Here is a 26,218-nt window from a genome sequence, read left to right on the forward strand (position 1 = left end):
GTCCAGTGGCGTGCCCGGCCCGACCCGATCAGGCCCGGCGGGGCGCAGGGCCGGCCTGCGCGGCAGGCGTCAGCCCGGTGCCTCCGGGACCAGCACGAAATCGAATTCCGAACGCCAGCCAGCCCCGCCCTCCGGCAGCGGCTCGAAGCTGGCGATCAGCGAGGTCTTCACCCCGAAGACTGCATCGGAGGACAAGTACGCGTCGCCCGCGACAAAGGTATGGGTCACCACGGTCTCGAAGCCCTTTGCCGAGACGATGAAATGCATGTGCGCGGGGCGGTAGGGGTGGCGGCCGAGCCGGCCGAGCAGCTGGCCGACGGGCCCGTCATCGGGGATCGGGTAGGACACCGGCCGGATGCCATGGAACCGGTAGCGCCCGTCCGCCCCCGTGGTGAACACCCCGCGGTTGTTGAAGGCGGGCTGGAGGCCGGGCTGCTGGACGTCGTAGAACCCGTCCGCGTTGTCGCACCAGACGTCGAGCGTCGCGCCTTCCACCGGGGCGCCGTCGAGGTCCAGCACCCGGCCCTCGAAGAGGCAGCGTTCGCCGCCGCCGTCGAGCGAGATGTCCGCGCCCATCTCGTAGCGCGGCGCGCCGTCCACGTGGAAGGGCCCGAGCACCGTGTTCTCGGTCGCGCCGGGCGGGCGCCGGTTGCCGATCGCGTCGACCAGCATCGAGGCGCCCAGCACGTCCGAGAGCAGGATGAACTCCTGCCGGGTGGCGTCGCAGATCTGCCCGGTGCGGGTCAGGAAGCCGATCGCCTGCTCCCACTCGGCCTGCGTGAGCTCGACGTCCTTGATGAAGTCGTGCAGGTGGCGGACCAGCGCGCGGATGACTTCGGCAAGCCGGGCATCCGCGCCGGGGCCGATCCGGGCATTGACCGTCTCGGCCGATCGCTCCTCCGAGAAATGGCCGGACGGGGTGTCATTGGTCATCGCGTGCCTCCGGGATCGGCGGCCGGGCGCGTGCCGGCATGGGCGTTTCGCAGCAGCGCGCGCAGCGCCTCGGCGGTCAGCGCGCGCGGGTTCGGATAGGGTCTGGCGGTGGCGATCTCGGCCGCGCGCGGGATGTCGGTCTCGGCAAAGCCGATCTGAGCCAGCGCCAGCGGCGCGCCGAGACTGGCGGCGAAATCCCAGAGCCCGCCGCCGAGATCGCCGCCGAAGAGCGCCGCCGCCCCGGCAAGCTGCCCGGCCGCCGCCGCCGCGTTGAACCCCGCGCTGTGCGGCAGCAGGATCGCGTGGGTCTCGGCATGGGGCAGGTCGAACGAGCCGCCGAGCACGTGGCAGAGCTTGTGGTGCAGCGACATGGCGACCGAGCCCAGCACGACGCCGCAGAGCCAGGATCCGTAGAGCGCCTGCCCCCGCGCCTCGAGGTCACGCGGGGCGCCTGCGAGGACCGGCAGCGCCGCCTTCAGCGCGCGCAGCCCTTCGAGCGCGATGAGCGAGGTGATCGGATTGGCATCGGGGGCGTAGAGCCCCTCGACCGCATGGGCCATGGCGTTGAGCCCGCTCGCGACGCTTGTCGCGACCGGCAGGACAAGCGTCAGCTCGGGGTCGTAGATCACCGTCTCGGGGCGGATGCGCGGGTCGCGCAGGGTTGTCTTCACCCCGGCCTCGGTCTGGCCGAGGATGTCGGTGACCTCCGACCCGGCGTAGGTCGTGGCGATCACCAATTGGGGCGCGTCATTGCGCCAGGCAATCGCCTTGCCGAGCCCGATGGTCGAGCCGCCGCCATAGGCGAGGACGCAATCCGCGCCGCTCTGCTCGTAGGCCGTCATCGCCGCCTCGGTCACCTCCACCGGCGTGTGCATCGCGGCGCCGGTGAAGCAGCCCGCCGCCAGCGGACCAAGCTCACCCGCCAGCGCGGCCAGTTTCCCGGCCTGTCCGGGCGTCGACAGCAGCAGCGCGCGGGAGCACCCCAAGGCCTCGATCTCCGCCCCCGCCTCGCCGATGGTGCCGGCGCCGAAGACCACGCGCCCCGGCGCGCCCTGGTAGCGGAAGCTCCTCATCGCTGGCCCTGCCTCCCCAGCCGGCCCTGCGGGTGCCGCCGCCGGATCTCGGCCCAGAGCAGGAAGACCACGATGGCCAGCGTCAGCGCGAGGATCGCGCCGCTGATCGGGCGCTCGACGAAGGTCAGCAGGTCGCCGCGCGAGAGCATGAGCGAGCGCCGGAAGTTCTGTTCCAGCAGCGGGCCGAGGACGAGGCCGAGCAGCAGCGGCGCGGTCGGGAAGCCGTAGCGGCGCATCACGTAGCCGCCGAGCCCGAACAGCGTCGTGACCGCGACGTCGAAGACCGAGGAGCGGATCGAGAAGACCCCGACGCAGATGAAGACGAGGATCGCGGGATAGAGCACGGAGTAGGGGATGCGCAGGATGCGGACCCAGAGGCCGATCAGCGGCAGGTTGAGGAACAGCAGCAGTACGTTGCCGATCAGGAAGCTGACGATCAGCCCCCAGAAGAGATCCGGGTGGTCGCGGATCAGCTGCGGCCCCGGCACGATGCCGTGGATGATCAGCGCGCCGAGCATGATGGCGACAATGGCGTCGCCGGGAATGCCGAGGCTCAGCGTCGGCACGAAGGCGGTCTGGGCGGCGGAATTGTTGGCCGATTCCGGGGCGACGATGCCCTCGATCGCGCCCTTGCCGAAGCGTTCGGGGGTCCTCGAGGCGCGTTTCTCGACGGCGTAGGCGACGAAGGTGGCCAGCGCCGCGCCGGTGCCGGGCAGGATGCCGAGGATCGCGCCGATGGAACTGCCGCGCAGCGCCGGGAAGATCGCCCCGCGCGCCTCGCGCGCGGTCGGCAGCATGTCCCGCATCCGGATCCGCGCCAGCCTCGCGTCGCGCGTCCCGATCCGCCCGACATTGGCCAGCACCTCGGCGACGCCGAAGAGCCCGGTCGTCACCACCACGAGGTTCACCCCGTCGGCCAGCGACAGCAGCCCGAAGGTCATGCGGTCGACCCCCGAGTTGGGGTCGGTGCCGACCATGGCGATGAGCAGGCCGAAGAGCGCCATGGCCAGCGACTTGCCCTTCGATGCGTTGCCGACCATCGCGGCGGCCAGCAGGCCGAGGACGATGAGCGAGGCGTATTCCGGCGAGCCGAAGCTCAGCGCGACACTGGCGAGGAGCGGCGTGAAGGAGGCGACGACGACCAGCCCGAAGATGCCGCCGAAGAAGGACGACAGCGTGGCGGTAAAGAGCGCGACGCCCGCCCGGCCCGACTTGGCGAGCGGGTTGCCGTCGAGGCAGGTCACCGCCGCGCCCGCCGTCCCCGGCAGGTTGAGCAGGATCGCGGCGGTCGAGCCGCCGTACATCGAGCCATAGTAGATCCCCGCAAGCATGACGATGGCGGCGGTCTGCGGCACGTAGAAGGTCAGCGGCAGCAGCATCCCGACCGTGGCCAGCGGCCCCAGTCCCGGCAGCACGCCGATGAACATGCCCACCGTTACGCCGAGCGCGCAGTAGCCGAGCGTCGTCAGGTTCAGCATGACCGACAGGCCGAGCGCGATGTTTTCGACGAAGGTCACGGTCTCACCACGTCACGAGGGTCATCGGAAGCTTGAGCAGGACGACGAAGACCAGCGCGCAGAACCCGGCGACCAGCGCCGCGAGCGCCGCCACCTGCCAGAGCCGCAGGCTGCCGTCGGCCATGGCCGCGAGGAAGACGCAGGCGAGGATCCCGGGCACCGCACCCGCCAGCGGCGTGAGCGCGGCGAAGGACAGCAGCCCCGCGGTGACGAAGAGCAGCACCCGGTAGGGCACCGGCTCGGTCCTCAGGTCGTCGCCCTCCTCGTGGCGCGCCGCGAGGCTTTCGATCGCGATGAGGGCGCCGGCCAGCACGATGAGGACGCTGACGATCATCGGGAAGGCTCCCGGACCGATGTTGCGCATCTCTCCCAGGTGATAGCCGGACGACAGCACCACGCCCGCCAGGCCGAGCGCCATCACGGCGACAGCGACCGAAGCGTCGCGCCAGTCGATGGCTGCGAGCTTGTTTCGCACGGTTCCTCCCCTTCTCTGCGGTCAATGCTCCGTGCACTCGGGCGTTGTGTCAATTGCTTTGTTGTTCACATATGTGAACAGTTCATATTCTTGTTTACACCTTGGTTCCTTCGGACTTATCAAAAATGCAAAAGCGTTCACTGGGAGGAGAACCAACGATGACACGCTTGATGACCGCCGCCGCCTTGGGGCTCGCCTTCACGACGGCGGGCGCCGCCCTTGCCGAGGAGTGGCCGACACGCGCCGTGGACATGGTCGTGGCCTATGGCGCGGGGGGCGGCACGGACACCATCGCGCGCCAGCTGGCCGAGCCCATGTCCGGGATCCTCGGGCAGCCGGTCGTGGTCAGGAACCTTGCCGGGGCCGGGGGGACGATCGGCGCCGCCGCCGTCGCCGGGGCCGAGCCCGATGGCTACACGCTCTACATGATGGCCGCGGGGCACAGCGTGGCCGCGGCGATGTACAAGACCCTGCCCTATGATCCGGCCGAGGATTTCGTCGGGGTCTCGGGCATCGCCACCATGCCGCTGGTGCTGATCACCCGGCCGGATTCCGAGATCGACAGCGTCGCCACGCTGGTCGAGAAGGCAAAGGCTGACCCGGGCGGGCTGACCATCGCCTCGGTCGGCGTCGGCTCGACGCAGCATCTCACGGCGGCGTTGATCGCCTCGGAGCTGGGCATCGAGCTTCTGGAAATCCCCTACGCCAAGACCCCCGAGGGGCTGGCCGCGGTGATGTCGGGCGAGGTCGACATGATGGTCGAGGTCGCCTCGACGGTGATCGGCCAGATCGGCTCGGGCGATCTGCGCGGCATCGGCGTCACCTCGCCCGAGCCGCATCCGGCGATTCCCGAGGTCGGCACCTTCACCGCGGCGGGCTACGATCTCGACGTCTCGACCTGGTACGGCGTCGCCGCGCCCGCCGGGACCGACGCGGCGATCCTGACCGCCGCGAGCGCCGCGGTGGCCGAGGCGACGCAGTCGGAAGCCTTTGCCAAGTCGCTGCAAGACGGCGGTTTCATCCTCGCCCCGTCCTCGCCCGAGGCCTTCACCCAGACCTTCCGCGACGCCGTCGGGGTCTGGAAGGCGGTCCGCGAAGAAGCGGGCATCGCGCAGAACTGACGCCGCAACAAACGCCGGCCCGCGCATGGGCCGGCGCACGCAAGAAAGGTTTGGAAGTCCATGAAATTGCTCGCGATCTGCGGAAGCCTCAGAACCGGATCGTTCAACCGCGCGATCTGCAACACGCTGCCCGAGCTGGCGCCGGGCGGCTGCGAGATCGTCCAGGCGCCGGACTTCGGCGGCATCCCGATCTACAACGCCGATCTTCACCAGGCCGAGGGCATCCCCGCGCAGGTCCATGCGCTGGCCGGGATGATCGCCTCGGCGGACGGGGTGGTGATCGTCAGCCCGGAGTACAACTTCTCGGTTCCGGGCGGGCTCAAGAACACCATCGACTGGATTTCCCGGCTGCCGGACCAGCCCTTCAAGGGCAAGCACGTGGCGCTGCAGTCGGCGGCGGGCGGGATGCTCGGCGGCGCGCGCATGCAGTACCACCTGCGGCAGATCATGGTCTTCCTCGAGGCGAAGGTGTTCACCAAGCCCGAGGTCTTCGTGGCCTTTGCCAAGTCCAAGGTCGACGAAAGCGGCACAAGGATCGCCGACGAGACCACGCGCGAGATGATCCGCGCCCAGCTCGCCGCCTTCGCGGCGGAGATCGGCGGCTGAGGGATGGGGGGCACGACGACATGGAAACCCGCCAGGGGGAGCCGCGCATGACCGCCCGCGGGGACACCGATCTTGCGCCGTCCTTCCGGCGGCCGCCGGCCGCGTCGGGCGACGTCAAGTCCGCGCTGCGGGTGATCCAGGTGCTCGACCTGCTCGGGCAATGGGGCAGCGCGCGCACGCATGTGCAGATCGCCGAAGAGCTGAACATCCCCAAGAGCAGCCTCACGCAGGTTCTCAAGACGCTGCTGCGCCACGATTATCTTGCGTTCGATGCGGACAGCCGCGGCTATCTTCTGGGACCGGCGATCACCGATCTCGTGGGGCGGTCGCGGGCCAGGCGCGACCTCGAGGCGGCCGCGGCGCCGGTGCTCGAATGGGTCACCGAGCAGACCGGCGAAAGCTCGGCGCTGAACCTGCGCGAGGGCGACGATCACCGCGTCGCCGCCACGGTGCTCAGCCCGCACCGCATCGTCGCGCATCTTCGGCTCGGCGACCGCGCGCCGCTGCACGCCACCTCGGGCGGGCAGGCGATCCTTGCCCACCTGCCGGAGCCGATGCGCGAGGAATACCTCGCGCGCGCCCGCTACCAGCGCTTTGCCCGCAACTCGCTGCTGAGCGCCGAGGCGGTGCGCGAGAAGCTGAAGGCCATCGCCGCCGCCGGCTATGCCACGGTCGAGGAGGAATACACGCCGGGGATCGGCGGCATCGCGCGGGTGATCCTGTCGCCGCAGGGCAGGCCGCTGGCCTCGCTCAGCGTCACGGTGCCGGCCGAGCGGATGACCGACGAGCTGCGCGAGAAGGCGCTCGGCGTGATCGACCGGGCGGTGACCTCGCTCAAGCACCGCGCCGGGCTGACCTGAGATGCGGCAGGCAAAGACGATACACCCCCCATTCCACGTGTCCGATTGCAGGAGAAACCGATGAACACAGCCCTTTCCGAGGTGTCGCGCCAGCGCGAGGACATGCAGGAGCTCCGCAGCCTCGTCGAGAACTGGGTGATCTGGCGCGATGCCGGCTTCTGGGAGAAGTTCCGCACCGTCTGGCACGACGACGGGCGCATGATGGCGACCTGGACGCAGGGCACGGCGGACGAGTTCATCGCGATGAACCGCGCCGGCTGGGACAAGGGGGTGAGCATCCTGCACTTCCTCGGCGGGTCGAACATCGAGGTCGCGGGCAACCGGGCGATCACCCAGACCAAGATGACCATCTCGCAGCGTGCCGAGGTGCATGGCGTGACGGTGGACGTGGTCTGCACCGGGCGCTTCCATGATTTCTGGGAAAGGCGCGCCGGGCGCTGGGGGCTCTGCCTGCGCCAGCCGATCTACGAGAAGGACCGGATGGACCCGGTCGATCCCGCCGCGCGGCTCGCGCTCGATCCCGAGGTGCTTGCGCGCTACCCTGTGGGCTATTGCCACCTTGCCTACCTGCAGTCCTCGATCGGCTACCCGGTCAAGACCGACATGCCCGGGCTGCGCGGGGAGAAGGTGGCGGCGCTCTATGCCTGCGGCGAAAGCTGGCTCGCCGGCCGGCCCGTCGAGTGGGAAGGACATGTCTGGGGACGCTGAGAGGAGCGGCGGTCCCGGCGCATGGGCGGCCCCGGACATCGGAAACGCTTCCGGTGACCGGGCCGCATTTCGTTGAAGCGAGGGTGCCCCCCGCGGGGTGCCGAAGGGAGGAGAAGATGAAAGCCTACGTGATTGCCGGCCTCGCGGCCGGATTTGTCGGCCATGGCCAGATGGTTCTTGCCCAGGCCGATCCCCCGGCGCCCGCCGCCCCGGCGACGGTCGCGCCCGCCGAGGGCCCGCTGCAGGGCCGCCCGGAAACGCCCGGGGCGCAGGCGCTGGCGATCCAGACGCCGATGCCCCTGCCGACCGCCGAGGGCGACCTGCCGCTCGACCGCATCAAGGTCCCGGAGGGCTTCAAGGTCGAGGTCTTCGCCAGCGGCGTGAACAACGCCCGCGCGCTGCGCGTCACCGAGGCGGGGACGGTGATCGTCTCCAACTGGGAGGGCAACGCGGTCTGGGCGATCCCGAGCGGCGGCGCGCCGAAGATGATCTACGAGAACCTCGACTGGCCGAACGGCATCGCGCTGCACGGCGGCGATCTCTACATCGCCGAGCACCAGCGGATCGTGAAGGCGGCGGACATCGACGCGCATCTCGACAGCCCGCCCGAGCTCGAGGAGATCTACACCGATCTCGGCGAGCCCCGGCCGCACGGCTGGCGCTACCTCGCGGTGGGGCCGGACGAGAACCTCTACGTCACCAATTCCGCGCCCTGCAACATTTGCGCGATCGAGCCCGGCTTCGGCGAGATCCGCAAGGTCAGCCTCGACGGCAGCACCGCCGAGACGATCCTGCGCGGGATGCGCAACTCGGTGGGCTTCGACTTCCATCCGACGACCGGCGAGCTCTATTTCACCGACAACCAGCGCGACTGGCTCAGCGAGGACCTGCCCGAGGACGAGCTCAACCGGCTGACCAAGCCGGGCGAGCAGCATTTCGGCTTCCCGTTCTGCCACAACGGCAGCTTCACCGACCCCGAGTTTGGCTGGGGCTATTCCTGCGCCGATTTCGAGGCGCCGATCGCCCTGCTCGGGCCGCACAGCGCGCCGCTCGGGATGCGCTTCTACACCGGCGACATGTTCCCCGCCGACTATGCCGGGCAGATCTTCATCGCCCGCCACGGACCGTGGAACCGCACCCAGAAAATCGGCGGCGATGTGGTCGTGGCGCATCTCGACGATGCCGGCAACGTCACCCGGGTCGAGCCCTTCCTGACCGGGCTCATCCAGGACAACGAGTATGTCGGGCGCCCGGTCGATGTCGAGATCATGGCCGACGGCTCGCTGCTGGTCTCGGACGACTGGAACGGGGCGATCTACCGGGTCAGCTATGGCGAGTAGGCGCCGCGCGGCCACGCTCGCGATGCTTCTTCTTGGGCCGGTGCAGCACGCATCGGCCCAGGAGGGCTTCGAGGCCGTGCAGGAGCAATGCGTCGCCTGCCACGGCACCGGCGTCTCGGCGACCGAGGATGTGCCCTCGCTCGGCGGCATCGACGCTTACTACGCGCTCTTGCAGCTGGTCGCCTTCCGCTCGGGCAACCGGGCGGGCGATGCGATGCAGGCGCTGACCGCGGAGATGAGCGACAACGACCTGCGCGCCGCGGCGGCCTGGGTCGCGAGCCTCGCGCCGCCGCCGGTCCCGGAGGCGCCGCCCCCGGCCGATGCCTCCGCGGCGGAGGGGCTTGCGCAGGAACACCGCTGCAACACCTGCCACGGCGCCGACTATCGCGGCGGCAAGCAGATCCCGCCCCTCCGGAACCAGCGCGAGGACTACCTGCGCAAGGCCCTGCTGGACTTCAGCACCGAGAAGCGGCTCGGCAGCCGCGCCGCCATGGTCGAGGTCGCGCAGGCGCTCTCGGACGCCGAGATCGACCTGCTGGCACGTTACCTCGCGACGCTGCCCTAGGCCGGGCGGCGGCGCGCCTACTGCCCGAAGCCCGCCGAATAGGGCAGCCAGGTCGCGAGGCCCGGCATCAGGATCAGCAGCGCCAGCCCGAGGATCATGATCAGCACGTAGGGAAAGGCGCCGCGCACGATCTCGGCCAGCGGGGCAGGGGTGATGCCCTTGATCACGAAGAGGTTCATGCCGACCGGAGGGGTGATCATCGCCAGCTCGAGGTTGATCATCAGCAGCACGCCGTACCAGACGAGGTCGATGTGCAGCGCCGCCATGGTCGGCAGCAGGATCGGCGTGGTGATCAGGATGATCGCGATGCTCTCGAAGAACATGCCCATCACGAAGATCATCGCCATGACCACGAGGATGAAGCCAAGCGGGCCGAGGCCGAGATGGGCGACCATCTCGGTGACGCCGACGGGCAGGCGGATGATGGTGATCGCATGGCCGAACATGGCCGCCCCGGCGATGATCATGAAGACCATCATCGAGGTGCGCATCGAGGCATAGGCGCAGTCCCAGAGATCGCGCAGCCCGAAGTTGCGGTAGACGAGCACCGCGACGGCCAGCGCGTAGACCGACCCGGCGGCGGCGGCCTCGGCGGCGGTGAAGATGCCGAGGTAGATGCCGCCCATGACCACCGGCGGCGCGAGGATGGCCCAGATCGAGCGGCGGATCGCGGCGAGGATCAGCGGAATCCCGGCAAAGCGCGGGCTGTCGTCGCCGCGCAGCGTGGCGCTGGCGACCGAGTAGAGGCAGAACAGCAGCGCGAGCAGCAGCCCCGGGATGATCCCGGCGAGGAACAGCGCGCCGATCGAGGCCTCGGAGACGATGGCATAGAGGATCATCGGACCCGAGGGCGGGATCAGGATGCCGAGCGTGCCACCCGCCGCGACGATGCCGAGCGCGCTCTGGCGCGGGTAGCCGTAGCGCTCCATCTGCGGGATCGCGCTCGAGCCGACCGAGAGGGCCGTGGCGACCGACGAGCCCGAGATCGAGGCGAAGATCGTGCAGGCCATGACCGTGGCCATGCCGAGCCCGCCGCGGATGTGGCCGATCAGCGTGTGCGCCATGGCGTAGAGGTCGTCGATGACCTTCGCCCGGATCATCACCTGCGCCATGAAGACGAAGAGCGGCACCGTGGTCAGGATGGGCTTGTTGAGATGGGCAAAGACCGTGTCGGCGACCGATCCGATGCCGCCCTCGAAAATCAGCAGGATGACCGTGGCGGTGAGGCCGAGCGCGGCAAAGATGGGGATCCCGGTCAGCAGCAGCAGGATGAGCCCGGTGAAGATCAGCAGCGCCGTCATGTCCGGCCTTTCCCGAAAAGATGCCCCAGCAGCCGCGCCACGGCGAAGGCGCCGAGCAGCACGGCACCGCAGAGCAGCGGCACCTGCGGGATCCAGCTTTCGATCTCGATGGCGCCGGAGGTGTAGGCGCCGAACATCCGGGCAAAGCCGATAGACTCCCATGTGCTGATGCCGAGCACGGCGCAGAAGGCGAGCACGCAGAGATCACTGAACACCGCGGCCACGGTGCGGGCCCTTCCGCGCAGCGCCTGGGTCACGAGGTCGATCGAGATGTGGTCGTTGCGCCGGTAGGCCTCGGCCACGCCGAAGGCGACGATGGCGACCAGCAGGAAACCGTTCAGCGCATCGACCCAGACCGGAGGCCGGTCGAAGGCGTAGCGCATCAGGGCCGAGAAGGTCGTCAGCACGAGCGTTGCCAGGATAAGCGCGGTGCTGAGCGCCGCGCCCAGCCGGACGAGGGGCGTCAGCGCGCGTTCGGTGAGGGGGGCGGTCCCGGCCGCCCCCGTGTCGTCCTGCGTGCGGCTCATCGCTCAGGCGCCGGACTTCAGCTGCTCGACCAGCTCGAGCAGCTTGGCGCTGTCGGGGTCCTCGGTGCCGAACTTCTCGTCGAAGGCGGGGCGCATCAGCGCCTCCATCGCGGCATTCTCCTCCTCCGTCGCGGTCCGGACCGCGACGCCCTTGGCCTCGAGCTCGGCCGGGGCGGCCTGCTGCGCGGCCTCGCCCGCCTCGACGGCCCAGAGCGCCGCCTCGTGGCCGGCCTTGTCGAGCGCGGCCTTGGCGGTGTCCGAGAGGCCCTGGTAGAACTTCGGGTTGAGGTAGCCGTGGAAATAGACCGAGATCACCGGGCTCACGACGAACTGGTCCTGCACCTCGTAGTACTTGCGCGACACGGCGGCATCCGCCCCGGTCAGCGCGCCGTCGAGCACGCCGGTCGCCAGCGCCTGGTAGACCTCGGAGCCGGGCATCGCCGAGGGCGAGGCGCCAAGCGCCGCGAGCCCCGCGTCGAAGGCCGGCGAGAGGCCGCGGATCTTCATGCCCGCGAAATCCTCGGGCCCTGCCAGCGGCTTGCCCTTGGAGGTGAAGACCGAGGAATTGGTCTGGAACAGCCAGACGACGTTCTCGACCCCTTTCGAGCGCAGCTTCTCTTCGAGGAACTGCGCCGCCTCGGACCCATCCCAGTTGCGCCAGATCCGCATGTCCGAGAAGGCGTAGGGCGCGGTGGTCACGGTCATGATGGGCAGCGTCTTGCCCCACTGGAACTGCACCGAGAAGGCGCATTCGATCTCGCCCTTGGCGACGGCGAGGATGTTCTCGTTGGCCCCGACGAGGCTGTCCGCCCCGAAGACCTGCACGTCGATCTCGCCGTTCGACAGCGTCTCGACCTCCTCCGCCCAGCGGTCGATCACCTTGGCGACGGAATGGGCGGGCGGCAGCTGGTGGCTGCACCGCATGGCGGTGGGATCGGCGGAAGCCGCCGTCGATGTCAGGGTCGCCATCGCCGCGGCGATGCCAAGCGCTTTGAAGTCCATGGTGTTTTTCCTCCCTTCAGGGCGTTGTTCCGCGGGGCTCCCTTCCCCGCTTCCGAAGATCCCGCCCGCCCGTCAAGGGCGCGCGGCCTGCCAGCTCATCGCGCGCGGCGGCCCGGCCTTCGCCAGCGCGCCGGAAAGCGCCTCGCCCGGCATCTCGCCCGCGGGGATGTCGCGCAGGGCGACGAGCTTTTCGAGGTCGATGCCGGTGCGGAACCCCATGGTTTCGGCGAGGAACACGAGGTCCTCGATCACCACGTTGCCGGTGGCGCCGGGGGCGAAGGGGCAGCCGCCGAGCCCGGCGAGCGAGGCGTCGAGGATGCGGCAGCCCGCGTCGAGCGCCGCTCCCGCGTTGGCGATGCCGGTGCCGCGCGTGTCATGCAGGTGCAGCACGAAGGGCAGCGGGCCAAGGCGTTCCGCGATCCGGCGGCAGAGGCTGCTGACCTGCCGCGGGCCGGCGTAACCCACCGTGTCGGCGACGCCGACCATGTCGACACCCGCCTCGAGGCAGCGGTCGATCATCCGCAGCACCGCGTCCTCGGGCACCGCGCCGGAGAGCGAGCAGCCGAAGGCCATGGCGATGCCCGCGTTGATGATCGTCTTGGAACCGGCCTCGTCGCGCAGCCGCACGACATTGGCGATCTCGGCAAGGCTCTGTTCCTGCGTGCGCCGGACGTTGGCCGCGTTGTGCGCTTCGCTGGCCGAGATCACCACGGTGATCTCCTGCACGCCGGTGGCCAGAGCATCGGTGGCGCCGCGCTGGTTCAGCGCGAGCGCGATGCCGTGGGCGCCCGGATGGCGGCTCACCGCGGCGATCACCTCGCGCACGTCGGCGAAGCGGGGCGCCTTGTCGGCCGGCAGGAACGAGCCGACCTCGAAATACCGCACGCCCGCCGCCGCCTCGCGGTCCACCCATTCGAGCTTCTTCGGCGTCGAGGGCCAGCGAGCGGTCATCTGCAGCCCGTCGCGCAGGCCGACCTCGCGGATGGCGAGCTTTGACGCGGGATAGGCCTTCAGCACGTCGGCGCTCATCGGGCGGCCTCCAGCGCGCCGAGGATCTCGGCGTTGTGCTGGCCGATGCCCGGCACGTCGACCGAGCGCGACACCACCGGCGCGCCGTCGATCTGCACCGGCAGCGACGGGGCGCGGAAATCCTTCTTGCCCGCGTAGTGCGAGGTGAAGAGCCCGCCGGGGCGGTTCACGTGCGGATCGTCGTACATCTCGGCCGGGCGCGAGACCGGGGCGAAGAGCAGGTCGCTCTCCTCCATCAGCCGGACCATCTCGGCGAAGGGCCGCGCGGCGATCTTCGCGGCGACCTGCGGCAGGGTCCAGTCGCGGGCCGCGATCTGGGCGGGGCGGCCCTGCAGGCGCGGATCCGCCAGCAGGTGCTCGAGCCCGAGCGCGCGGCAGAGCTTCTCCCATTGGCCGTCGGTGGCGGCGCCGACGAAGATCTGCCGCCCGTCGGCGGTGGGGAAGAGGTCGTAGACCGGCCATGAAAACACCCGCTCGGGCAGGGGCGGCGCCTCGGTGCCCTCGATGTCGAACTGCACCATGTGCTGGGCGACCAGCAGCAGGCAATTCTCGAAGAGCCCGGCGCGCACGGCGCTGCCCGCGCCGGTCTTGCCCCGCTGGATGAGCGCGGCAAGTACGCCATAGGCGGTGAAGAGGCCCCCCATGATGTCGTTGGCGGAGGAGCCGATGCGCAGCGGGCGGCCGCTCGGCCCGGTCATGTAGGCCATGCCGGTCATCATCTGCACCACCTCGTCCATCGCCGCGCGGTGCTCGTAGGGGCCGTTGAGGAACCCCTTGCACGAGGCGACGATCAGCGAAGGGCAGGCGGCGCGCAGCTGGTCGGGCGCAAGGCCCATCTTCGCGAGCGTCTCGTCGCGGAAATTCTCGACGAAGACATCCGCCGTGGCGATGAGCCCGTGCAGCCGGGCAAGATCCGCGGGGTCCTTCACGTCGAGGGTGACCGACTTCTTGCCGCGGTTGAAGGTGGGGAAGAAACCCGCGCCCATGCCGGTCAGATCGCGCGTCTTGTCGCCCTGCGGCGGCTCGACCTTGATCACCTCGGCGCCGAGAAAGCCGAGGAACATGCCGGTCGAGGGGCCCATCACCATGTGGCTCATCTCGACCACGCGGATCCCGTCGAGGGGTTTCTCGGTCATCGCGCTTTCCTCCCAGAACTGCTCGCAAGAGATGTATGTCAGGGCGGCTCCGGTCGGAAAATTATATTGTTCCGAAAGATGCCTTCTGAAATACCGAACGCAGGTCGGAGGCATCGATGGATTCAAGACAGCTTCGGTACTTCGTGGCCGTGTGCGATTTCCGCAACCTCTCGCACGCGGCGGACCATTGCCATGTCGCCGCCTCGGCGATCTCGCAGCATGTCGCGGCGCTCGAGGCGGAGCTCGGCACGCCGCTCTTCACCCGCCGCCCGCGCGGGATGGAGCCGACCGCGGCGGGGCTGACGCTCGAGACCCATGCGCGCGCCATCCTCGCCGCCTTCGAGACCGCGGCCGAGGACGTGCGCACCGGGCAGGCCGAGGTCTCCGGCGCGATCAGCATCGGCATGCCCTTCTCGGTGATCTCTGTGATCGGCGGGCCGCTCATGCGCCGGGTGATGGGCGAGATGCCGCGGGTGAAGCTGCTGCTGCGCGAGGTGCTCTCGGGCGTCGGCTTCCAGGCGGTGCAGCGGGGCGAGATCGAGGCCGGGCTGATCTTCAACCCGCCGGTCGACAGCCAGACCGAGCGCATCGCGCTGCTCGAGGAGGAGGTGTTCTGCATCGGGCATCCGGACATCCTCGGGGCCTCCTCCGATCCGATCCGGCTGAAGGACATCGCCGAACTGCCGCTGGCGATCCTGCAGAGCGGTTACCTGTCGCGGGCGCTGAACGACCGCCCGGCGGAGTTCGCCTTCCTCGAGGCCTCGGCGCGGATCCAGCTGGCCTCGGTGGCGGCGACGCTCAGCGCGATGAAGGAGGGGCTGGCCTGCACGCTCGCCCCCAAGGTGCTCGTCAGCGAGGATCTCGCGGCGGGCAGGCTGGTGGCGCGGCCGATCCGCGACCCGAGCCCGCGCCGCACGCTCTACTGGGTGGTGCCGCTCGACGCCCGCCCGACCCCCCTGCGCGAGATCATGTTCGAGACCATCCGCGGCCAGATCACCGCCTCGGTCACCGAGGGGCGCTGGCTCGGGGCGCAGCTGATCCCGGACTGAGAGCGCAGGCGGCGGTCCGCCCGCCGCGGCCGGCGCGTGTGATCCACCGGCGAAGGCGCTTGTGCATGGCGGGAAGCTGGCCTAGGTCAGGGTCAGCAACTGGACCCGGTCATGCTCCGCAGGATACTTGCCGTCACGCTCGTGCTGGCGCATCTCTTTCTGATCTTCCCCTCGACCCCCGCCCAGGCGGCGTCCGGGGGCTGCGCGGGTTCGATCAGCGCCCTCGATGTCTGCGAGATGCCGCTCGGCTTCGGCGGGCAGCAACTGCCCGGCGGGAAATGCACCAGCTGCGTCCTGCTGCCCGAGGCATCGCTTCCGGCGCTCGAACTGCCGGTGTCCGGCGACCTCCTGCCGACCGACAGCGCCACCGCGCATGGCAGCGAACCGCTGCCGATCAAGCCCCCGCCAAGATCCTGATCCCCTGAACCTTTCGACGCGGCGCCCGGCGCCGCACCCCCATTCAGGGCGCAGCATCGCTGCGTCATCAGGAAAGATCCGACATGACCTCTACCAATCTTGATCCCCGGCAGACGCCGGACCAATCCCTCGTGTCTCCGAAACTCGCCCCGCTCTACGCGGCGCTCTCGCCGCTGGCGGTGACATGGCTGCGGGTGATCTGCGGCCTTGCGCTCATGGTGCATGGCTGGCCGAAGATCACCAACCCGCTCGGCGCGACCGGCATGGTCGAAGGCATGGGCTTCCACCCCGGCTGGCTCTGGTCCGTGGCGCTCTCGGTCACCGAGTTCGGCGGCGGGCTGCTGCTGGTGCTGGGCCTGCTGACCCGGCTCGCGGCGGCGGGCACGACGGTGGTGCTGCTGGTCACCGTCTACTTCCACTGGATCCTGAAGGACCAGGGCTACTCCGGCGCCGAACTGTCGCTGATCTGGTCGGCGGTCACCTTCTTCTTCGTGGCGCATGGCGGCGGGCGGCTGTCGCTTGACGCGCGCCTGAAAAAGCAGCTCTGAGCGGGACAGCGGGCGGCCGGACCTCCGGCTGTCCGCAGCAGGAGACAGAGATGAACAGACGGTCCTTTTTCGGCACGGCCATGGCGGCCTCGGCGCTTGGTCTGCCCGGGCTCGCCGGCGCGGAAACCTTGCACAACACCCTGCCGCGCGCGGCGCCGATCCATGTCGGGGCGGTGGGCCTCCGGGCGCGCGACGCCGAGCGGCTGGCGGACTGGTACGTGCAGACCCTCGGCCTGCGCGAGATCGACAGGGCGGGCAGCACGATCCGGCTCGGCGCGGAGGCGCCGCTGCTCAGCATCACCGAGATCGCGGGCCTGCGGCGCGCGGGCGCGCGCGAGGCCGGGCTCTACCACACCGCCTTCCTGCTGCCGACGCGCGCCGACCTCGGACGCTGGGTGCTGCAGGCGGTGGAGCGCGACCTCGGCGTCGACGGCGCGGCCGACCACCTCGTCAGCGAGGCGATCTACATGACCGACCCCGAGGGCAACGGGGTGGAGCTCTACGCGGACCGGCCGCAGCAGGACTGGCGCTGGACCGATGGCAAGGTCGAGATGGCCTCGGTGCCCTTCGATGCGCAGGCGGTGGTGGCGGCGGCGGGCCCGGCTCCCGCGCGCTGGACCGGTGCGCCGGCGGGCACGATGATCGGCCACGTGCACCTCAAGGTGGGCAATGCCGCAGACGCGGCGGTCTGGTGGCAGGAGCGGCTCGGCTTCGACGAGGTGCGGCGGCGCGACGGGGCGGTCTTCCTGTCGACCGGGGGCTATCACCACCATGTCGCGGTGAACGAATGGGTCTCGGCCGGGGCAGGGCGGCGCCCGGCGCAAGAGTCCGGGCTCGATTTCGTCGAGTTGCGGCGCAGCACCCCGGCGGCCCCGGCGGAATTCACCGACGACTGGGGCACCGTGATCCGGGTTCTCTGACCTTGACCGTTGCGGCGGGCGGGCTTCTCCTGCCTGCCGCACGCCCGGCCCTGCGCCAAGCGGGGCCGCTCAATCGGCCCGCGGCTGCAGCGCGGCGCAAATCTCCTCGAGATCGTCGAGCAGCTTCTCGATCCGCCGCGCGCCGATCTCGGCCTCGAGCCGGGCGTAGATCCCGGCGCTTTCCGGGGCGACCGCGGTCACCAGCGCCGCGCCGGCATCGGTAAGGCTGATCTGCTGGCGACGGCCGTCGTTGGGATCGCGCGTCACCGCCACGAAGCCGCGCTCGTCGAGCCCGCGCAGGATGCGCGTCAGCGACTGCGGCAGCAGCGCCGCCCCCTCCGACAGGCTCGACGCGTCGGTCGTGCCCCGCTCGTCAAGCACCCGGATGACCCGCCACTGCTGCTCGGTCACGCCATGGGCGCCCAGCATCGGGCGAAATCGCTCCATCACCAGTTCCCGCGTGCGCAGCAGCGACATGGGCAGGCTGCGCCGCGTCTCGGCGAGGTCTTTTCTTTCGGTCATGGGAGGCCCTCCAATGTGCATTTACTTCACATGTTTATTATCCGATTGACAAGCGATTCATTAATTAACATGTTAAACGACATGGAGGAGAGCCATGCCACATCTGCGACTTGAATACTCGCCCGGGCTCGAGCGCCGCGCCGACCTCGGCGCGCTCTGCGACAGCCTGCACCGGGCGATGGTGGAGACCGGGATTTTCCCGCTGGCGGGCATCCGCATCCGCGCCTTCCGGGCGGATCACTGGATCGTCGCCGACGGGCTGCCCGAGAATGATTTCGCCGCGCTGACCCTCATGGTGGGGGCGGGGCGGTCGCGGCAGGTGCTGGCCGAGGCAGGGGCCGCGATCATGGCCGCGGCCGAGGCCGCGCTCGCCGAACCGCTCGCCAGCCCGCATTTCGCGCTGTCGCTCGAGATCCGCGAGATCGACCCCGAGCTCAGCTGGAAGAACACCCCCATTCACGCCCGCCTGTCGGGCAAGGCCTGAGGAAGGATGCGCCGATGAGTGCCTTTGCCGAAAACCTCGCGCGCGCCCGGACCGTCCTCGAGCGGTTCCGCCGGGACGGGGTGATGAACCATATCGCGGGGGCCTCGGTGCCCGCGGTGGGCGGCGCGAGTTTCGAGACGATCTCGCCCGTGGACCTTGCGCCGCTGGCGCAGGTGGCGAAGGGCGGGGCCGAGGACATCGACCGCGCCGTCGCCGCCGCTACGAAGGCCTTCGCGACATGGGGGCGCACCCCCGGCACCGAGCGGCGCCGGATCCTGCTGCGCGTCGCCGATGCGATCGAGGCGCGCGCCGACGAGATCGCCCTGACCGAGAGCATGGACACCGGGCAGGCGCTGCGCTTCATGTCCAAGGCGGCGCTGCGCGGGGCCGAGAACTTCCGCTTCTTCGCCGAGCAGGCGCCGGGGGCCGAGGACGGGCAGGCGCTGCGCAATCCGACCCAGCTCAACGTGACCTCGCGCCGGCCGATCGGGCCGGTGGGGGTGATCACGCCCTGGAATACGCCCTTCATGCTGTCGACCTGGAAGATCGCCCCGGCGCTCGCCGCGGGCTGCACCGTGGTCCACAAGCCCGCCGAGTTCAGTCCGATGACCGCCAAGCTGCTGGTCGAGATCGCGGAAGGCGCGGGGCTGCCGCCGGGCGTGCTCAACCTCGTCAACGGCCTGGGCGAGGAAGCGGGCAAGGCGTTGACCGAGCATCCCGGCATCAAGGCCATCGCCTTTGTCGGTGAAAGCCGCACCGGGAGTCTCATCATGGCGCAGGGCGCGCCGACGCTGAAACGGGTGCATTTCGAGCTGGGCGGCAAGAACCCGGTGATCGTCTTCGACGACGCCGACCTTGATCGCGCCGTGGATGCCGCGACCTTCATGATCTACTCGCTGAACGGCGAGCGCTGCACCTCCTCCTCGCGGCTGCTGGTGCAGGAGACGGTCTACGACGAGGTGACCTCCCGCGTCGCCGAGGTGGCCGAGCGGATCAAGGTCGGCCACCCGCTCGACCCCGAGACCGTGGTAGGACCGCTGATCCACCCCGAGCACGAGCGCAAGGTGCTGTCCTATTTCGACACCGCCCGGCGCGAGGGCGCGACCATCGCCGCGGGCGGCGTCAAGTCCGGCGAGGCGGGCTGCTTCGTGCGGCCGACGCTCTTTACCGGGGCGACCAGCGACATGGCCATCGCGCGGGAAGAGATCTTCGGCCCGGTGCTGACCGCCATTCCCTTCGGCGACGAGGAGGAGGCGACGCGCATCGCCAACGACGTGGATTACGGGCTCGCGGCCTATCTCTGGACCCGGGATCTCGACCGGGCGATGCGGATGACAGACGCGCTCGAGGCGGGAATGATCTGGGTGAATTCGGAAAACATCCGCCACCTTCCCTCGCCCTTCGGCGGGGTGAAGGCCTCGGGCATCGGGCGGGACGGCGGCGACTGGTCCTTCGAGTTCTACATGGAAACGGTCAACGTCTCGTTCCCGCGCCAGATGCACCGGATACCGAAACTTGGCGGCTGAGGAGGCCGCGACCGACGTTCGAGGGAGGAGACACCATGCCCATTCCGGCGCCCAATCTATATCCGCCGTTCAACATCATCCGGCTCAGCCACGTCACCTTCGGCGTGCGTGACCTTGCCGCCTCGAAGGCCTTCTACGTCGACACGCTCGGCCTGCAGGTCACCGACGAGGACGACGAAACCGTCTACCTGCGCGCCATGGAGGAGCGGGGGCATCACTGCCTCGTGCTGCGGCATTCGGACACCGCCGACGTGCGCGGGCTCTCGTTCAAGGTCTTCGACGAGGCCGAGCTCGACAAGGCGCATGACTGGTTCGCCGCCGAGGGCCATCCGGTCGCCTGGGTCGAGCGGCCCTACCAGGGCCGGACGCTGGCGACGCAGGACTGCTTCGGAATGCCGATCGAGTTCTACTTCCGCATGGACCGCCTGCCGCCGATCCACCAGAAATACGCGCTCTACAAGGGCGTCAAACCCCTGCGGATCGACCATTTCAACTGCTTCTCGCCCGACGTCGACCGGGCCGTGGCCTTCTACAACGCCATCGGCTTCCGGGTGACGGAATACACCGAGGACGAGGAGACCGGCAAACTCTGGGCCGCCTGGACGCATCGCAAGGGCGGGGTGCATGACCTCGCCTTCACCAACGGGCTCGGGCCGCGGCTGCATCACACCGCCTTCTGGGTGCCGACGCCGCTCAACATCATCGACCTGTGCGACCTGATGGCGACCACCGGCTACGTCGGCAACATCGAGCGCGGTCCGGGGCGGCATGGCATCTCGAACGCCTTCTTCCTCTACGTGCTCGACCCCGACGGGCACCGGATCGAGATCTACTGCTCGGACTACCAGACGGTCGATCCTGATCTCGAGGCGATCCGCTGGGATCTCAAGGACCCGCAACGCCAGACGCTCTGGGGCGCGCCAGCGCCGCGCAGCTGGTTCGAGAACGGCTCTGTCTTCGCGGGGGTGACCCCGGTCGAGGCCGCGCTCAAGGCGACGCCGATCGTGGCGCCCTAGGCGCGCGGGTCCGTGACAGACAGGAGCTAGAGATGACACGTTCCATTCCGGCCCGCATCGCGGCCTTCCGCGCGCAGGGCGCCGACCGTTTCGGCCTTGTCACCGAGGAGGGCATCGTCGACCTGACGCCGCAGTTCGAGGGCCGGTTCCGCGGGCTGAAGCAGGTGATCGAGGCGGGCGCGCTCGAGGCGGTGATCGCCGCCGGTGCGGGCTGCCGGGTGACCCACAAGGCCGAGGAGGTCGAGTTCCTGATCCCCCACGCCGATCCCGAGAAGCTGATCTGCGTCGGCGTGAACTTCCCCGACCGCAACGCCGAGTACAAGGACGGGCAGGAGGCGCCGCCGCACCCCTCGCTCTTCATCCGCTTCCCGCGCAGCTTCACCGGGCACGGGCAGGCGCTGCTGCGCCCGCCGGAAAGCCCGCAGCTCGACTACGAGGGCGAGATCGCCATCGTCATCGGCAAGGCGGGCCGGCGGATCCCGCGTGACGAGGCGTACGGCCACATCGCCGCGATCACCCTCTGCAACGAGGGCACGATCCGCGACTGGGTGCGCCACGCCAAGTTCAACGTCACGCAAGGCAAGAACTGGGACGGCTCCGGCTCGATCGGCCCCTGGCTCGTGCCCTTCCGCGAGGCGGGGCAGCTCGACGACGTCGCGCTCGAGACGCGGGTCAACGGCGAGGTGCGGCAGAGCGACCGCACCGGCCGGATGATCTTCGATTTCCGCGAGATCATCCGCTACGTCTCGACCTTCTGCACGCTGGTGCCGGGCGACATCCTCGTCTGCGGCACGCCCACCGGCGCGGGCGCGCGCTTCGATCCGCCGCGCTGGCTGGTGCCCGGCGACGTCATCGAGGTCGAGGCCGAGGGCATCGGCACCCTGCGCAACACCGTGGCGGACGAGCCATGCTGAGCGCGGAGGAGATCGGGCGCGCCGCGGCTGACCTGCTGGAGGCCGAGCGCGCGCGGCGGCAGATCGGCCTTCTGTCGCTGCGCCACCCCGGCATCACGCTCGATGACGCCTATGCCATCCAGACCGCGCAGATCGCGCGCAAGCTGGCCGAGGGCCGGCGCGTGCTCGGCTGGAAGATCGGCCTCACCTCCAAGGCGATGCAGGCGGCGCTCGGGATCGACACGCCCGATTCCGGCATCCTCTACGACGACATGGACTTCCCGAACGGCGGCGTCGTCCCGGCGGACCGGTTCATCCAGCCGCGCATCGAGGCGGAGATCGCCTTTATCATGAAGGCGCCGCTCTCGGGGGACGCGACGCGCGAGCAGGTGCTGGCGGCGACCGAGGCCGTGGCCCCGGCGCTCGAGATCCTCGACACCCGCATCCTGCGCAGCGACCCTGCGACCGGGCAGGCGCGGCGGATCTTCGACACGGTGGCCGACAATGCCGCCAATGCCGGGATCGTGCTGGGTGCCGAGCGCCACGCGCCCGAAAGCCTTGATCTGCGCTGGGTCGGTGCCATCGTGACCCGCAACGCCGAGGTGGTGGCGACCGGGCTCGGCGCGGCGGTGCTGAACGATCCGGTGACCAGCCTCGTCTGGCTGGCGCGGCGCATGGGGCAATACGGCCAGCGGATCGAGGCGGGGCAGGTGGTCCTTTCGGGCTCGTTCATCGGCCCGGTGGAATGCCCGCCCGGAACGGAAATCCACGCGGACTTCGGCAGCTTCGGCGCGGTCTCGCTGTCCTTCGAATAGAGAGTGCCATGGACATCACGGAAAACCACTTCAAGCGCCGCCTGAGCTCGGGCGAGACCCAGATCGGGCTCTGGATGGCGCTCGGCGACGCCTCGGCGGCCGAGCTCTGCGCGCATGCCGGGTTCGACTGGCTGGTGATCGACGGCGAGCACGGGCCGAACGGGCTGCGCGACGTGCTGGCGCAGCTGCGGGCGGTGGGCTCGACCACGCATCCCGTGGTGCGGGTGCGCGACGACAACCGCGCCGGGATCAAGCAGATGCTGGACCTCGGCGCGCAGACCATCCTCATCCCGATGATCGAGAGCGCCGCGCAGGCGCGCGAGGCGGTGCGCTCGGTGCTCTACCCGCCCGAGGGGGTGCGCGGCATCGGCGCCGCCCTCGCGCGTGCCTCGGCCTACGGCCATGTGCCGGGCTATCTCGAGGCGGCGAACGAGCAGGTCTGCCTGCTGCTGCAGGTGGAAAGCCGGGCCGGGCTCGCCGCGCTCGACGAGATCCTCGCGGTGCCGGGCGTCGATGGGGTCTTCGTCGGCCCCGCCGATCTTGCCGCCGACATGGGCCATCTCGGCCGCCCCGGCGCGCCCGAGGTGCAGCAGGCGGTGCGGGGTGCGCTCGCCCGGATCCGCGCGGCGGGCAGGGCGGCGGGCATCCTCACCTCGGACCAGCGGCTGGCGAAGGGGTATCTCGAGGATGGTGTCGATTTCCTTGCCGTCGGCAGCGACGTCGGCGTGCTGAGCGCGGGGCTGCGGTCGCTGCTCGGCCAGTTCCGCGGCTGATCCGCCACCCGCATCCGCAGATCGCGCCTGGAGGAGGGCCGCAATGACACGACTGACCACCGGCGAGGTGATCGCCAAGTCCCTGACCGCCAACGGCGTGGATACCGTCTTCGGCATCCCCGGGGCGCACATGTACGACTTCAACGACGCGCTGGCCCGCGAGGAGGGGATGCGCTTCATCCACACCCGCCACGAGCAGGGCGCCGGATACATGGCCTATGGCTACGCCAAGTCCACCGGCCGCGTCGGGGCCTATACCGTGGTGCCGGGGCCGGGCTTGCTCAACTCCGGCGCGGCGCTCTGCACCGCCTATGGCGGCAACGCGCCGGTGATCTGCGTGACCGGAAACATCATGTCGCACCTGATCGGGCAGGGCCGGGGGCAGCTGCACGAGCTGCCCGACCACCTTGCGACGCTGCGCGGCCTGACCAAATGGGCCGGGCGCATCGACCATCCCTCCGAGGCCGGGGACAAGATGGCCGAGGCCTTCCGCCAGATGCTCTCGGGCCGCCAGCGCCCGGTCGGGATCGAGGCGCCCTGGGACGTGTTCGGCATGTCCGCCGAGGTGCCCGAGCCCGTCGCCACCGCGCCGCTCGCGCCGCCCTTGCCGGACCCCGAGGCGGTGCGCCGCGCCGCCGAGCTGATCCGCGCCGCGAAACGCCCGCTGATCATGGTCGGCTCGGGCGCGCTCGGGGCCGGGCCGCAGGTGGGGGCGCTGGCCCGCCATCTGCAGGCGCCGGTCACAGCCCACCGCTCCGGCAAGGGCGTCCTGCCCGAGGATGACGCGCTCGCCCTGCTGCCGCCCGCCGCCTGGCGCTACTGGCAGGAGTGTGACCTGCTGATCGGCATCGGCTCGCGGCTCGAGCTGCAATACTTCCGCTGGCGCTGGATGCCGAAGGGGCTGAAGGTGCTGCGGCTCGACATCGACCCGACCGAGATGGTGCGGCTGAAGCCCGACTGCGGGCTCGTCGCCGACGCGGCGCAGGGGCTCGAGGCGCTGAACGCGGCGCTTGCGGAGGATGCCGCGCGGCCTTCGCGCGCGGCGGAGCTTGCCGCGCTGCGCGCCGAGGCCGAGGCCGCGCTCGCCACGGTCCAGCCGCAGGAGGGCTACCTGCGGGTGATCCGCGAGGTGCTGCCGCGCGACGGGTTCTTCGTCGAGGAGGTGAGCCAGGTCGGTTTCACCGCCCGCATGTGCTTTCCGGTCTACGCGCCGCGCCAGTACGTGACCTGCGGCTACCAGGACAACCTCGGCTTCGGCTTCAACACCGCGCTCGGGGTGAAGGTCGGCAACCCGGAAAAGAAGGTCGTCTCGGTCTCCGGGGACGGTGGCTTCATGTTCGGCGTGCAGGAGCTGGCGACCGCGAAGCAGTTCAACATCGCCGTGGTCGCCATCGTGTTCAACAACGGCGCCTACGGCAACGTCCGCCGCGACCAGCAGACCAGCTACGGCAACCGACTGCTGGGCGCGGATCTCGAGAACCCGGATTTCGTGGCGCTGGCGCGCTCCTTCGGTGTGCAGGGCTACCGGGCGGAGAGCCCGGGCGAGCTGCACACCGTTCTGGCGGAGGCGCTGGCCCTCGACGAACCCGTGGTCATCGAGGTGCCCGTGGAGCGCGGCTCCGACGCCTCGCCCTGGCCGTTCATCCACCCGGCCCCGCTGTCGTGACGGCGGGCCCGGGCGCGGATCAGCCGGCGGCCCGCGCGCCGGGGGTCCCGCGCGACCAGAGATCCGCGTCCCCGTCGGCGCCGAGGATCGTGCCGGCGGCCAGCAGGGCGGCGATCTCGCCCTCGGCATAGCCGAGGTCCGCCAGCAGCTCGGCACTGTTCTCGCCCAGCAGCGGCGGCGGATCGGCGCGGCCTTCCGAGCGGAGCAGGTGCGGCAGGGGCAGGTCCGGCGTCAGGAAGTCGAGGTCGCTGAAGCCGAATGCACTGGTTTTCCCGGGCACTTGCGCCTGCGGCGCCTCGAGCACGCGGTCGGTCGAGAGGACCTCGGTAAAGCCGACGCCCTGCCGGGCCAGCCTCTCGGCCAGCGCCTCGTAGCCGAGCGCCGCCACCGCCTCGCGCACGAGCGTCTCGACCTGCGGCCGGGCGCGGCGCCGGGCGCGCAGCGTCGCCAGCTCGGGGTCCGGCGTCAGGTCCACCGCCCGGCAGAACCGCCGCCAATGCTCGTCGGTGAGCATGACGAGGTAGATCCAGCGCCCGTCCCGCGTTTCGTAGGCGCCGTAGCCGGGGATCGAGAACTCGGCAGAGGGCTCGGTCTCGGTGCGGCCGAGGATCTGCGAATTCAGCTGCACCGCGAGCAGGTCGCGCGCCGCGATGTGCAGCCCGGTCTCGTAGAGCCCGAGCTCGATGTTGCGCTTGTCCTCCTCGCCCGAGAGCAGCGCCGCCAGCACCGCGATCGCCGCGTAGCAGCCGGCGAACTGGTCGTGGTAGGACGGGCCGAGCCGCGCCGGCCGGCCCTCGGGCCGGTTGGAGAACATCACCCCGGTTGCCGCCTCGGCGATCGGGTTCGAGGCGACCTCCTCGGCAAGCGGCCCCGCGCCGTAGCCCTTGATGTGGCAGAAGACGAGGCGAGGGTTGATCGCGCTGCAGGCCTCGAAACTCGCGCCAAGCTTGCGCGCCGCGGCGGGCGAGAGGTTGTGCACGAGGATGTCCGCCCGCGCGACGAGGCGGCGGAAGACCTCGCTACCTTCTGCGGATTGCAGGTCGAGGCAGAGGCTCTTCTTGCCGCGGTTGAAGGCGAGGTAGCTGCCGCTCGGGCCGCCGCGCACGAGCCGGCGCGTCGTCTCGCCGCCGGGCGGCTCGATCTTGATCACCTCCGCGCCGAGCTGCTGGAGGATATGCGTGGCGAAGGGGGCGGCGATCATGCTGCCGAGCTCGATCACCGTCCTGCCTGCGAGAACGCCGTTGGTCATCCCGATCTCCCTTGTCGCGGCGCAGCCATGGCGCGGCTGCCTTCCCTCATGGGTGTCAGATGCGGCGACACCTTGGCAAGATAAAAATGCATTATTTGAAGGTGGCGTGCATCACGCCGCCCCCGGATTCGCACGAAATCGGCGGTA

28 protein-coding genes are annotated in these 26,218 nt (G+C 70.1%); 17 read left to right on the forward strand and 11 right to left on the reverse strand.

What is annotated here, in order from left to right:
* Positions 1 to 69 precede the first annotated feature (69 nt).
* Genes PVT71_RS25565 through PVT71_RS25580 form a run of 4 tightly spaced genes read right to left on the reverse strand, consistent with a single transcriptional unit; the run spans position 70 to position 3,998 of the window.
* Positions 70 to 933, reverse strand: a complete 864-nt coding sequence (locus PVT71_RS25565) for an intradiol ring-cleavage dioxygenase (RefSeq protein ID WP_353476019.1) — start codon at positions 931 to 933, stop codon at positions 70 to 72.
* Positions 930 to 2,006, reverse strand: a complete 1,077-nt coding sequence (locus PVT71_RS25570; protein ID WP_353476020.1) for a maleylacetate reductase — start codon at positions 2,004 to 2,006, stop codon at positions 930 to 932. The genes PVT71_RS25565 and PVT71_RS25570 overlap by 4 nt, the downstream gene beginning before the upstream one ends.
* Positions 2,003 to 3,523, reverse strand: a complete 1,521-nt coding sequence (locus PVT71_RS25575; RefSeq protein WP_353476021.1) for a tripartite tricarboxylate transporter permease — start codon at positions 3,521 to 3,523, stop codon at positions 2,003 to 2,005. The genes PVT71_RS25570 and PVT71_RS25575 overlap by 4 nt, the downstream gene beginning before the upstream one ends.
* 4 nt (positions 3,524 to 3,527) lie before the next feature.
* Positions 3,528 to 3,998: a tripartite tricarboxylate transporter TctB family protein gene (locus PVT71_RS25580; protein ID WP_353476022.1), complete on the reverse strand. Its 471-nt coding sequence runs from the start codon at positions 3,996 to 3,998 to the stop codon at positions 3,528 to 3,530.
* A gap of 158 nt (positions 3,999 to 4,156) precedes the next feature.
* Between PVT71_RS25580 and PVT71_RS25585 the strand changes: the two genes are divergently transcribed.
* The 6 genes from PVT71_RS25585 to PVT71_RS25610 all read left to right on the forward strand — a co-directional run bounded on the left by PVT71_RS25585 (position 4,157) and on the right by PVT71_RS25610 (position 9,198).
* On the forward strand, positions 4,157 to 5,119 hold the full coding sequence (locus PVT71_RS25585; protein ID WP_353476023.1) for a tripartite tricarboxylate transporter substrate binding protein: 963 nt from the start codon (positions 4,157 to 4,159) through the stop codon (positions 5,117 to 5,119).
* Positions 5,120 to 5,179: 60 nt separating this feature from the next.
* Entirely contained in the window at positions 5,180 to 5,725 is a 546-nt protein-coding gene (locus PVT71_RS25590; RefSeq protein ID WP_353476024.1) for an NADPH-dependent FMN reductase, read from the forward strand.
* 47 nt (positions 5,726 to 5,772) lie between these two features.
* Positions 5,773 to 6,585, forward strand: a complete 813-nt coding sequence (locus PVT71_RS25595; RefSeq protein ID WP_353476025.1) for an IclR family transcriptional regulator — start codon at positions 5,773 to 5,775, stop codon at positions 6,583 to 6,585.
* Between the two features lie 60 nt (positions 6,586 to 6,645).
* Positions 6,646 to 7,293 carry a nuclear transport factor 2 family protein gene (locus PVT71_RS25600; RefSeq protein ID WP_353476026.1) on the forward strand — a complete coding sequence of 216 codons (648 nt, stop codon included), beginning with the start codon at positions 6,646 to 6,648 and terminating at the stop codon, positions 7,291 to 7,293.
* 116 nt (positions 7,294 to 7,409) lie between these two features.
* Positions 7,410 to 8,633, forward strand: a complete 1,224-nt coding sequence (locus tag PVT71_RS25605) for a PQQ-dependent sugar dehydrogenase (RefSeq protein WP_353476027.1) — start codon at positions 7,410 to 7,412, stop codon at positions 8,631 to 8,633.
* Between the two features lie 22 nt (positions 8,634 to 8,655).
* Positions 8,656 to 9,198, forward strand: coding sequence for a c-type cytochrome (locus PVT71_RS25610; protein WP_353476028.1), 543 nt, complete (start codon positions 8,656 to 8,658; stop codon positions 9,196 to 9,198).
* Between the two features lie 17 nt (positions 9,199 to 9,215).
* On the opposite strand, the gene PVT71_RS25615 is transcribed toward PVT71_RS25610, so the two are convergent.
* From PVT71_RS25615 to PVT71_RS25635, 5 genes are all read right to left on the reverse strand, one after another.
* Complete coding sequence (locus tag PVT71_RS25615) at positions 9,216 to 10,499, reverse strand: TRAP transporter large permease subunit (protein ID WP_353476029.1); 1,284 nt, start codon at positions 10,497 to 10,499, stop codon at positions 9,216 to 9,218.
* Positions 10,496 to 11,026, reverse strand: a complete 531-nt coding sequence (locus PVT71_RS25620) for a TRAP transporter small permease (RefSeq protein WP_353476030.1) — start codon at positions 11,024 to 11,026, stop codon at positions 10,496 to 10,498. The genes PVT71_RS25615 and PVT71_RS25620 overlap by 4 nt, the downstream gene beginning before the upstream one ends.
* A 3-nt stretch (positions 11,027 to 11,029) precedes the next feature.
* Positions 11,030 to 12,028: a TRAP transporter substrate-binding protein DctP gene (gene dctP, locus PVT71_RS25625; protein ID WP_353476031.1), complete on the reverse strand. Its 999-nt coding sequence runs from the start codon at positions 12,026 to 12,028 to the stop codon at positions 11,030 to 11,032.
* A gap of 72 nt (positions 12,029 to 12,100) precedes the next feature.
* On the reverse strand, positions 12,101 to 13,057 hold the full coding sequence (locus PVT71_RS25630; protein ID WP_353476032.1) for a hydroxymethylglutaryl-CoA lyase: 957 nt from the start codon (positions 13,055 to 13,057) through the stop codon (positions 12,101 to 12,103).
* A complete protein-coding gene (locus tag PVT71_RS25635) occupies positions 13,054 to 14,193 on the reverse strand; it encodes a CoA transferase (RefSeq protein WP_353476033.1) in 1,140 nt (379 codons plus the stop codon). The genes PVT71_RS25630 and PVT71_RS25635 overlap by 4 nt, the downstream gene beginning before the upstream one ends.
* Before the next feature lie 116 nt (positions 14,194 to 14,309).
* Here PVT71_RS25635 and PVT71_RS25640 point away from each other — a divergent pair, with 116 nt between their 5' ends.
* From PVT71_RS25640 to PVT71_RS25655, 4 genes are all read left to right on the forward strand, one after another.
* Entirely contained in the window at positions 14,310 to 15,242 is a 933-nt protein-coding gene (locus tag PVT71_RS25640; protein WP_353476034.1) for a LysR family transcriptional regulator, read from the forward strand.
* 111 nt (positions 15,243 to 15,353) lie between these two features.
* Positions 15,354 to 15,659: a hypothetical protein gene (locus PVT71_RS25645; RefSeq protein ID WP_353476035.1), complete on the forward strand. Its 306-nt coding sequence runs from the start codon at positions 15,354 to 15,356 to the stop codon at positions 15,657 to 15,659.
* Between the two features lie 83 nt (positions 15,660 to 15,742).
* The gene (locus PVT71_RS25650) at positions 15,743 to 16,207 is read left to right on the forward strand and encodes a DoxX family protein (RefSeq protein ID WP_353476036.1); all 465 of its coding nucleotides are present in this window, start codon (positions 15,743 to 15,745) and stop codon (positions 16,205 to 16,207) included.
* 50 nt (positions 16,208 to 16,257) lie between these two features.
* The gene (locus PVT71_RS25655) at positions 16,258 to 17,127 is read left to right on the forward strand and encodes a VOC family protein (RefSeq protein WP_353476037.1); all 870 of its coding nucleotides are present in this window, start codon (positions 16,258 to 16,260) and stop codon (positions 17,125 to 17,127) included.
* Positions 17,128 to 17,196: 69 nt separating this feature from the next.
* Here the strand turns inward: PVT71_RS25655 and hpaR are convergent, their stop codons facing one another.
* Positions 17,197 to 17,649 (reverse strand): homoprotocatechuate degradation operon regulator HpaR, encoded by a 453-nt coding sequence (hpaR, locus tag PVT71_RS25660; RefSeq protein WP_353476038.1) that lies wholly within the window; start codon positions 17,647 to 17,649, stop codon positions 17,197 to 17,199.
* A 94-nt stretch (positions 17,650 to 17,743) separates the two neighbouring features.
* Between hpaR and PVT71_RS25665 the strand changes: the two genes are divergently transcribed.
* Genes PVT71_RS25665 through PVT71_RS25695 form a run of 7 tightly spaced genes read left to right on the forward strand, consistent with a single transcriptional unit; the run spans position 17,744 to position 24,822 of the window.
* On the forward strand, positions 17,744 to 18,133 hold the full coding sequence (locus PVT71_RS25665) for a 5-carboxymethyl-2-hydroxymuconate isomerase (RefSeq protein ID WP_353476039.1): 390 nt from the start codon (positions 17,744 to 17,746) through the stop codon (positions 18,131 to 18,133).
* A gap of 14 nt (positions 18,134 to 18,147) precedes the next feature.
* Positions 18,148 to 19,659, forward strand: a complete 1,512-nt coding sequence (hpaE, locus tag PVT71_RS25670) for a 5-carboxymethyl-2-hydroxymuconate semialdehyde dehydrogenase (protein ID WP_353476040.1) — start codon at positions 18,148 to 18,150, stop codon at positions 19,657 to 19,659.
* A gap of 35 nt (positions 19,660 to 19,694) precedes the next feature.
* Positions 19,695 to 20,675, forward strand: a complete 981-nt coding sequence (hpaD, locus tag PVT71_RS25675; protein ID WP_353476041.1) for a 3,4-dihydroxyphenylacetate 2,3-dioxygenase — start codon at positions 19,695 to 19,697, stop codon at positions 20,673 to 20,675.
* A 32-nt stretch (positions 20,676 to 20,707) separates the two neighbouring features.
* On the forward strand, positions 20,708 to 21,589 hold the full coding sequence (locus PVT71_RS25680; RefSeq protein WP_353476042.1) for a fumarylacetoacetate hydrolase family protein: 882 nt from the start codon (positions 20,708 to 20,710) through the stop codon (positions 21,587 to 21,589).
* On the forward strand, positions 21,583 to 22,383 hold the full coding sequence (gene hpaH / locus PVT71_RS25685) for a 2-oxo-hept-4-ene-1,7-dioate hydratase (protein ID WP_353476043.1): 801 nt from the start codon (positions 21,583 to 21,585) through the stop codon (positions 22,381 to 22,383). The genes PVT71_RS25680 and hpaH overlap by 7 nt, the downstream gene beginning before the upstream one ends.
* Positions 22,384 to 22,391: 8 nt before the next feature.
* Complete coding sequence (locus PVT71_RS25690; RefSeq protein ID WP_353476044.1) at positions 22,392 to 23,156, forward strand: HpcH/HpaI aldolase/citrate lyase family protein; 765 nt, start codon at positions 22,392 to 22,394, stop codon at positions 23,154 to 23,156.
* A gap of 43 nt (positions 23,157 to 23,199) precedes the next feature.
* Positions 23,200 to 24,822 carry a thiamine pyrophosphate-dependent enzyme gene (locus PVT71_RS25695; protein WP_353476045.1) on the forward strand — a complete coding sequence of 541 codons (1,623 nt, stop codon included), beginning with the start codon at positions 23,200 to 23,202 and terminating at the stop codon, positions 24,820 to 24,822.
* A 19-nt stretch (positions 24,823 to 24,841) separates the two neighbouring features.
* Here the strand turns inward: PVT71_RS25695 and PVT71_RS25700 are convergent, their stop codons facing one another.
* On the reverse strand, positions 24,842 to 26,071 hold the full coding sequence (locus tag PVT71_RS25700) for a CaiB/BaiF CoA-transferase family protein (protein ID WP_353476046.1): 1,230 nt from the start codon (positions 26,069 to 26,071) through the stop codon (positions 24,842 to 24,844).
* Positions 26,072 to 26,218 lie beyond the last annotated feature (147 nt).

Source organism: Salipiger sp. H15 (assembly GCF_040409955.1).
Classification (GTDB): domain Bacteria; phylum Pseudomonadota; class Alphaproteobacteria; order Rhodobacterales; family Rhodobacteraceae; genus Salipiger.

Bases quoted from the DNA above. Each gene is read 5' to 3' on its own strand.
- PVT71_RS25565 (WP_353476019.1), bottom strand. From the start codon at position 933: ATGACCAATGACACCCCGTCCGGCCATTTCTCGGAGGAGCGATCGGCC.
- PVT71_RS25570 (WP_353476020.1), bottom strand. From the start codon at position 2,006: ATGAGGAGCTTCCGCTACCAGGGCGCGCCGGGGCGCGTGGTCTTCGGC.
- PVT71_RS25585 (WP_353476023.1), top strand. From the start codon at position 4,157: ATGACACGCTTGATGACCGCCGCCGCCTTGGGGCTCGCCTTCACGACG.
- PVT71_RS25590 (WP_353476024.1), top strand. From the start codon at position 5,180: ATGAAATTGCTCGCGATCTGCGGAAGCCTCAGAACCGGATCGTTCAAC.
- PVT71_RS25595 (WP_353476025.1), top strand. From the start codon at position 5,773: ATGACCGCCCGCGGGGACACCGATCTTGCGCCGTCCTTCCGGCGGCCG.
- PVT71_RS25600 (WP_353476026.1), top strand. From the start codon at position 6,646: ATGAACACAGCCCTTTCCGAGGTGTCGCGCCAGCGCGAGGACATGCAG.
- PVT71_RS25605 (WP_353476027.1), top strand. From the start codon at position 7,410: ATGAAAGCCTACGTGATTGCCGGCCTCGCGGCCGGATTTGTCGGCCAT.
- PVT71_RS25610 (WP_353476028.1), top strand. From the start codon at position 8,656: ATGCTTCTTCTTGGGCCGGTGCAGCACGCATCGGCCCAGGAGGGCTTC.
- PVT71_RS25615 (WP_353476029.1), bottom strand. From the start codon at position 10,499: ATGACGGCGCTGCTGATCTTCACCGGGCTCATCCTGCTGCTGCTGACC.
- PVT71_RS25620 (WP_353476030.1), bottom strand. From the start codon at position 11,026: ATGAGCCGCACGCAGGACGACACGGGGGCGGCCGGGACCGCCCCCCTC.
- dctP (WP_353476031.1), bottom strand. From the start codon at position 12,028: ATGGACTTCAAAGCGCTTGGCATCGCCGCGGCGATGGCGACCCTGACA.
- PVT71_RS25630 (WP_353476032.1), bottom strand. From the start codon at position 13,057: ATGAGCGCCGACGTGCTGAAGGCCTATCCCGCGTCAAAGCTCGCCATC.
- PVT71_RS25635 (WP_353476033.1), bottom strand. From the start codon at position 14,193: ATGACCGAGAAACCCCTCGACGGGATCCGCGTGGTCGAGATGAGCCAC.
- PVT71_RS25640 (WP_353476034.1), top strand. From the start codon at position 14,310: ATGGATTCAAGACAGCTTCGGTACTTCGTGGCCGTGTGCGATTTCCGC.
- PVT71_RS25645 (WP_353476035.1), top strand. From the start codon at position 15,354: ATGCTCCGCAGGATACTTGCCGTCACGCTCGTGCTGGCGCATCTCTTT.
- PVT71_RS25650 (WP_353476036.1), top strand. From the start codon at position 15,743: ATGACCTCTACCAATCTTGATCCCCGGCAGACGCCGGACCAATCCCTC.
- PVT71_RS25655 (WP_353476037.1), top strand. From the start codon at position 16,258: ATGAACAGACGGTCCTTTTTCGGCACGGCCATGGCGGCCTCGGCGCTT.
- hpaR (WP_353476038.1), bottom strand. From the start codon at position 17,649: ATGACCGAAAGAAAAGACCTCGCCGAGACGCGGCGCAGCCTGCCCATG.
- PVT71_RS25665 (WP_353476039.1), top strand. From the start codon at position 17,744: ATGCCACATCTGCGACTTGAATACTCGCCCGGGCTCGAGCGCCGCGCC.
- hpaE (WP_353476040.1), top strand. From the start codon at position 18,148: ATGAGTGCCTTTGCCGAAAACCTCGCGCGCGCCCGGACCGTCCTCGAG.
- hpaD (WP_353476041.1), top strand. From the start codon at position 19,695: ATGCCCATTCCGGCGCCCAATCTATATCCGCCGTTCAACATCATCCGG.
- PVT71_RS25680 (WP_353476042.1), top strand. From the start codon at position 20,708: ATGACACGTTCCATTCCGGCCCGCATCGCGGCCTTCCGCGCGCAGGGC.
- hpaH (WP_353476043.1), top strand. From the start codon at position 21,583: ATGCTGAGCGCGGAGGAGATCGGGCGCGCCGCGGCTGACCTGCTGGAG.
- PVT71_RS25690 (WP_353476044.1), top strand. From the start codon at position 22,392: ATGGACATCACGGAAAACCACTTCAAGCGCCGCCTGAGCTCGGGCGAG.
- PVT71_RS25695 (WP_353476045.1), top strand. From the start codon at position 23,200: ATGACACGACTGACCACCGGCGAGGTGATCGCCAAGTCCCTGACCGCC.
- PVT71_RS25700 (WP_353476046.1), bottom strand. From the start codon at position 26,071: ATGACCAACGGCGTTCTCGCAGGCAGGACGGTGATCGAGCTCGGCAGC.